Source organism: Oligoflexus sp. (assembly GCF_035638955.1).
Classification (GTDB): Bacteria; Bdellovibrionota_B; Oligoflexia; order Oligoflexales; family Oligoflexaceae; genus Oligoflexus.
Window position 1 is genome coordinate 1 of record NZ_DASQYZ010000111.1, and the last position, 5182, is coordinate 5182.

The window sequence follows — 5182 nt, forward strand, 5'->3', positions numbered from 1 at the left end:
CCACAGCGCAGCTGGCCAGCTCTTGAAGGCATGTATTCGATGATGACCGGCTCAATACCGGCCGCATCCTTCAACTCTCTTTTCAACTCTGAAAGTGAAATGATGCCTGTTGATGTATATGCGCGCACGGCGGTGTCCCGACCTGCAGCCGAAGTGTCCAGAGGAACACCCATCTCTTTTTGAAATTTTATCAGCTGCCCTTGTGAGCAGGTTTCCGGTGACAGTTCTCCCGGAAATGAATCAAGTAAAAAGTCGATAACGTGGAAAATATTGCCAATTTTTGATGCGGTTTTCTCCAGTTCTGAGCCAGGCGATTTGTTCCAAGGCTCCCCATTGGGAAGCAGGTCGAGAAGAAGCTGCGAAAATGGGTAAAAATCAGGCATATACCACGTTTCCAAGGAGGATGATTTCTCCAAAATTCAGTCGTCCGCGGCCGATTTTATCAGTTGGTCCTATGACCACATTGAAGTCACTTCCGTCGAGAAAAGCTGATATAATGTTTCGAATATAGCCCTCGGTAACCTCTCCGCTGCCCATGTTTGATGCGCCTTTTATAGCGGCACGTTCATATATTTGATTGCGAATAAAAAATGTAAGCTGCTCCTGCAGTTCTTCGGGAACCTGAAATATGATGAGAGTCAGTCGAACGATTCCTGCCTCTGTAAGCCATTGAATCCTAGCTCCTGGCGGCCGCCTCGCGTTAAGGAATTCCTGAACCTTATTGATGATAAGAGTGTTCGGAAAATCCCAGTCATCATCGCCAATTCTGACAAGAGCTGCCCAGCTTGTGACGCCTGGAAATGGTGTTACCTCGAATATAAAAGACTTTGAAAGCTCCTGAATTTCTTTCAGCCAGGTGTAATAGCTCTCTGTGCTGCCATAGGTTCCGGTATTGGCCCAGGCGTCAATAACGCGTTCCTGATAGCTTTCGATTGTTTCGATATCTGATCCGCCGGTTATCCCCGTGATAGAGACGACAAGTGAATCCAAAAGGTCAATCGGGTTTACCACCCTTAAAACTGCATTGAACTGCAGATTTTTATCTTCGCCGATTTCCACCGATTCAATTGCGTAGCTGAATTCGTCATTCACACCATAGAGCACGATGTATTCGGCGCCGGATGAGGATATAAGGCGGGCTCCCACCCCGAGGAATCCAGATGGGGCATTGGTGAGAGCGAAGCCGCGAGCCTTCGAACCCTGGCCACGCGGGATTTTTTTGTTTCGTCCGTGCAGGAGCAGGTATTTTTCGTCCGCTGTGGACGGCAAAATCTGGTCCGTCAGATAGTTGATGCGCAGCTGCTGGCTAAATACCCCTTCTGCCAACGCTTTGATAAGGTATTCCGGGTCAAGGTTTTCCGGCACTCTTTGACCATCCCGCAGTATCCCGTTCATCAGTTCAGCCCGAATCCGCGCAAAGTCAGCCATTGGCCATCCCCACTTTCACGAGTCCCTCATTATCTTCAAAGATCAGGCCAACGATTGAGCCGCCGCGCTGCTCAATGCTGACAAACCTGACCCCAACCTTCCCGGCCTGAATTCTGGCCTTCTCTTCGATTGCATTCAGGAGCTCCTGGGTGATGACGGCCCGATTGAGCAGCGGCAGCAGCGAATCTGATAGTCGCGCCTGACTGTCATCGAGCCAGTATTTTGGCTCGCTGAAGAGGGCAATTTCCAGTGCACGGCGCCTGCTGATTTCCACTTTTCCACTCCACTTTAACGTTTTCCTTGAATGCCAACGCTTTCAAGAAAATGCTTTGCAGCCCCTGCTTATCATGGCTTTCAGGTAAAGTCCGGGAACCCTTGTCACCCAAGGGCTTCCGGATGGGATAAAAATGCCATGTGTTTCCCAACATCTTCCCGAATACTTTGCTGCAGAGCGGGAGCAGACATGGATTTCACACTATAAGGCTGTGCGTGACGCACATCGAGTGCTTTCCGATTGTTGCGATGCTGGGGTGTATGCGTATGGATCAGTGATCGCCTGCGACCGGAATCGCGGGAGTCTTAAAGCTTCCCTGTAAGAATGGAAGTTCTGGTTTTATTTTCTGTGCGCTTAGGATTGGTGTTGACGATGAAGTGGTAATTATAGTGCCGAAAAAGAAAGCTACAACCCAAACTTTTTTAGTCTTCTTGCTAGCTCATTGAAGGGGTTTTTAAATAAAAAATCCTCCCCGAAAACCACAGCAATACAAAGCGCTGTCAGTGTAAAGCATATATGCAGCATTGCTTCGTAGCTGCCGGGTTTCGGATAGGCTTTTAGGATTTACTGGGAAATTTACGTGAAAGGAACCTGCTTAAAGTGGCTACTGAGATCGTGAAAATCGAATAGACGAGCAAGCTTGAAAGTATCAGAATCATGACATACACCTGCGCATTCTCACGGGAGGAAACGCTAGTGCCATTAAAGCTCCCAAAGGCCGCATGGAAGCTCCACAGCGAGAGGATGGCCGAAATGACGCTGAGAATCACGATATGGAACCGTGGTTCTCCTCGCGCATTGATCAGCTTGGGCGACGATGGTTCAAAGAAATATATTAGTACGAGTACAAATCCAAGTACCAGACACTGTACCCCAGCATCCAGGTCTTGCGCGAACTCAGTGCATGGCGCGTCGAGCGCTTTGCAGCCCCAGACAATTGTGGCAAATCCACCTGGAAAAAAGTTTTCGATAGTTTGAAATCCTATAATTGTGTACAGCGTAATAATTAAAGAAACCAATCGACTCTTGTCCAGCATCTGGATTTCTCCTGGTCTTGTAGCGGGATCACTTAGCGGCCCACGTACTTTATTGTCAAGGTTGGGGTTGTCAATCGGGTTCTTGCAGGACACATTATCCAGTGGCCTTTGATTGTTTCCGGAATATCTTCAGTGACGAAAGCCTGGGCTGTGCTCTGATAAACAGAGCCGTTGGATTGACCGACCCAAGGAATAAAGAGAGCCTCCAGTCATATATCCTCGTTGTCCCTGGTCCGATGCGGATACCTTTCATGCAGCCTTTGTGCATGACGTTCGAGGTTGGAAAATACTGCAAAAGATGATCTCCTCTATGTCGGCCGGGATGATGCCTGCATTGGGGATGGCAAGGATTCGTGATTTTTCCGCCACTTGACCTTGAACGCCTTGAAAGGCGGGACTCACGGCATAGCGTGCAAAAGCCGAAGTATAAAATACGAACGGTTTTTACACATGGTATCCACGGGAATAAGAACACCGCATTTCGGGTTTTTTTCTGTGTAAAAAACCGTGTATTTTTTTAAGTGCAGATATTATATCTGCGAATTGATTTCTACACAGTCAAGGGTAGGAGGCCGCATGGAATATTGGGATCGTCGCGAAGGCCGCTATCGACTCTTTTCGGATGGTGAACGGCGCGAGTATGGACGCAAGAAAGCCGAAGAGATGCGGGAGAAGTGGCAAAAAACCTTTCTCTCAAAATCCACCCTGTTGAAGGTGAGAGGATGGACTGAGCAAGGCATCTTCCGTTTTCTTGCGGGTGAGCTTGTCGATGCCGGACCGATCCATGCTTACCGAATTTCCGTGATAGAGAAGATCGAAGCCAGCAAGGCTTATAAGGATTTCATGCTGGCGAACCCCAAGGGCAAACGCTCCAAGGAACCCAAGGCCAAAAATATCCTTGGTTTGTAAGCATGATGGACTCGGTTATTCATGGGATAGCCCATCTTTGGCGAAAATGCCCTCAGTGTGAAAAGCGGTTTTGGATGAAGCTTTGCATCAGAACAGGGCGTATTGCCTACCGACTCGACTAGCGAAAGAATTGCACGCTATGCCGTGAGTCCCGCCTTTCAAGGCGTTCAAGGTCAAATGGCGGAAAAATCACGAATCCTTGCCATCCCCCGATACTACAAGCCACTTAGAGGGGTAAGGAAATCGGGTTTATTCCTGCGTACAGATTTTTACCTTTTCCCCATAAGTTGGTTTTTCCTGCAGCATTATAAAAAACTTATCGTCTTCCTCGAAGCAGCAGTGTTGGTATAAATTTTCGCTTTCCAAATTTTTCTGAGGAACAAAAAATGCATAAAAGTTTACTATTTCTAGCGGGCGTGGCTGTCAGCACACTTTCAGCCCCAGCTTTTGCCTCAGTCAATGTCATCAAGGTATGCAACTACCGAGCTGAAGTGGTATGGGCTTCGTATGCGACTGAAGTTTTCGGCAGCTTTAAGTCAAATGGCTGGTATCAAATGGAACCAAGCCAATGTATTGACCTGTTGTCAAACTTCTCCGGCCTTTTCCAGCTGTTTGCGTATAGTAGCTCTGGCTGGAAGTCCACAAACGCTTTTGGCATCGACAGTGTAGTGTCACCTTCCAGAGTCTGCGTACGTCTTCCCGTATGGCATGAAAATCTTGACCAGCGGGTCTGCGGCAACGCGCCAGCAGGATCTGAGTATCGGTTCGAACAGGGGCATATTTTTGATTTTACTACTGCCAACTTTAACGTCTACGAAATCGGTTTGAACTGAGCCGCTGACGGAGGCAGTTGCGGTCACTGTCAGGACGAACAAAGGCTCTGTCGGCTCACTCTGAGGCAGGGCCTTCCGTTTTCTGCGGGGATGGAGCCAGCGTTTATTGGACAATGAGGGTTTTGGAGAGCGTGAAGTTATGGTTTATTGGGGAAATGCTTGTGTACTGACATGAACTGGAAAAGTACGGCGCTCAGCGTCTACAATCTCCGTCTGTCAGTTATTAGGTTTGGCAGTCAAGCGCTTGCGGACCAAAGGAGCTGGATGCAAAGAATATCCCAGCTTTTCATAAAAGCCCATGGCTTCGGGTCTACTATCAAGAAATACTGCCAAGCGCTCCCCTCTCAAAGCAAGGTCTTCGACATGCTGAAGTAAAGCTTGCCCGATACCGCTCCCACGTCTTGAGTCATGAATAACAAGGTCGTCGACATGTAGGTGACGGCCTCGCGCAAGCGTTTCTACAGGCCTGAAGCCAATTACACCAACGAGAGTGCCTTCAATAAAAGCGCCAATGAGACAATAGCCGTGTTCGGTCACCCGTTCCCACTTCTCAATAAACTGGGTCAGAGTAAGTTCGGTGCGCAGCTGTTGGATTATAGGAAATACAATGTTTCCTTCATTGATCTTAAGTTTCCGAATTTTCACAATGTCTCCCGACAACGATTTAACCGCGGCACTAGAAATCGTAAACCGTCGTGCAT

General features: G+C 48.3%; 7 protein-coding genes. 2 read left to right on the forward strand and 5 right to left on the reverse strand.

Annotated elements, in window-relative coordinates:
- The 4 genes from VE954_RS10425 to VE954_RS10440 all read right to left on the reverse strand — a co-directional run.
- Positions 1-383, reverse strand: a 383-nt coding sequence (locus VE954_RS10425) for a hypothetical protein (protein ID WP_324952387.1), incomplete at its 3' end; no start/stop codon positions are given.
- Positions 376-1428, reverse strand: coding sequence for a baseplate J/gp47 family protein (locus tag VE954_RS10430; protein WP_324952389.1), 1053 nt, complete (start codon positions 1426-1428; stop codon positions 376-378). The genes VE954_RS10425 and VE954_RS10430, both read right to left, overlap by 8 nt.
- Complete coding sequence (locus VE954_RS10435; RefSeq protein ID WP_324952391.1) at positions 1421-1702, reverse strand: hypothetical protein; 282 nt, start codon at positions 1700-1702, stop codon at positions 1421-1423. Before VE954_RS10435 ends, VE954_RS10430 begins: the two co-directional genes overlap by 8 nt.
- A 557-nt stretch (positions 1703-2259) precedes the next feature.
- Positions 2260-2739, reverse strand: coding sequence for a hypothetical protein (locus VE954_RS10440; RefSeq protein ID WP_324952393.1), 480 nt, complete (start codon positions 2737-2739; stop codon positions 2260-2262).
- Between the two features lie 576 nt (positions 2740-3315).
- Between VE954_RS10440 and VE954_RS10445 the strand changes: the two genes are divergently transcribed.
- Both VE954_RS10445 and VE954_RS10450 read left to right on the forward strand, forming a co-directional pair.
- The gene (locus tag VE954_RS10445; protein WP_324952394.1) at positions 3316-3648 is read left to right on the forward strand and encodes a hypothetical protein; all 333 of its coding nucleotides are present in this window, start codon (positions 3316-3318) and stop codon (positions 3646-3648) included.
- A 386-nt stretch (positions 3649-4034) separates the two neighbouring features.
- Complete coding sequence (locus tag VE954_RS10450) at positions 4035-4481, forward strand: DUF1036 domain-containing protein (RefSeq protein WP_324952396.1); 447 nt, start codon at positions 4035-4037, stop codon at positions 4479-4481.
- Positions 4482-4697: 216 nt separating this feature from the next.
- Here the strand turns inward: VE954_RS10450 and VE954_RS10455 are convergent.
- The coding region (locus tag VE954_RS10455; RefSeq protein ID WP_324952398.1) for a GNAT family N-acetyltransferase at positions 4698-5182 on the reverse strand (485 nt) is incomplete at its 5' end.

Bases quoted from the DNA above. Each gene is read 5' to 3' on its own strand.
- VE954_RS10440 (WP_324952393.1), bottom strand. From the start codon at position 2,739: ATGCTGGACAAGAGTCGATTGGTTTCTTTAATTATTACGCTGTACACA.
- VE954_RS10430 (WP_324952389.1), bottom strand. From the start codon at position 1,428: ATGGCTGACTTTGCGCGGATTCGGGCTGAACTGATGAACGGGATACTG.
- VE954_RS10450 (WP_324952396.1), top strand. From the start codon at position 4,035: ATGCATAAAAGTTTACTATTTCTAGCGGGCGTGGCTGTCAGCACACTT.
- VE954_RS10445 (WP_324952394.1), top strand. From the start codon at position 3,316: ATGGAATATTGGGATCGTCGCGAAGGCCGCTATCGACTCTTTTCGGAT.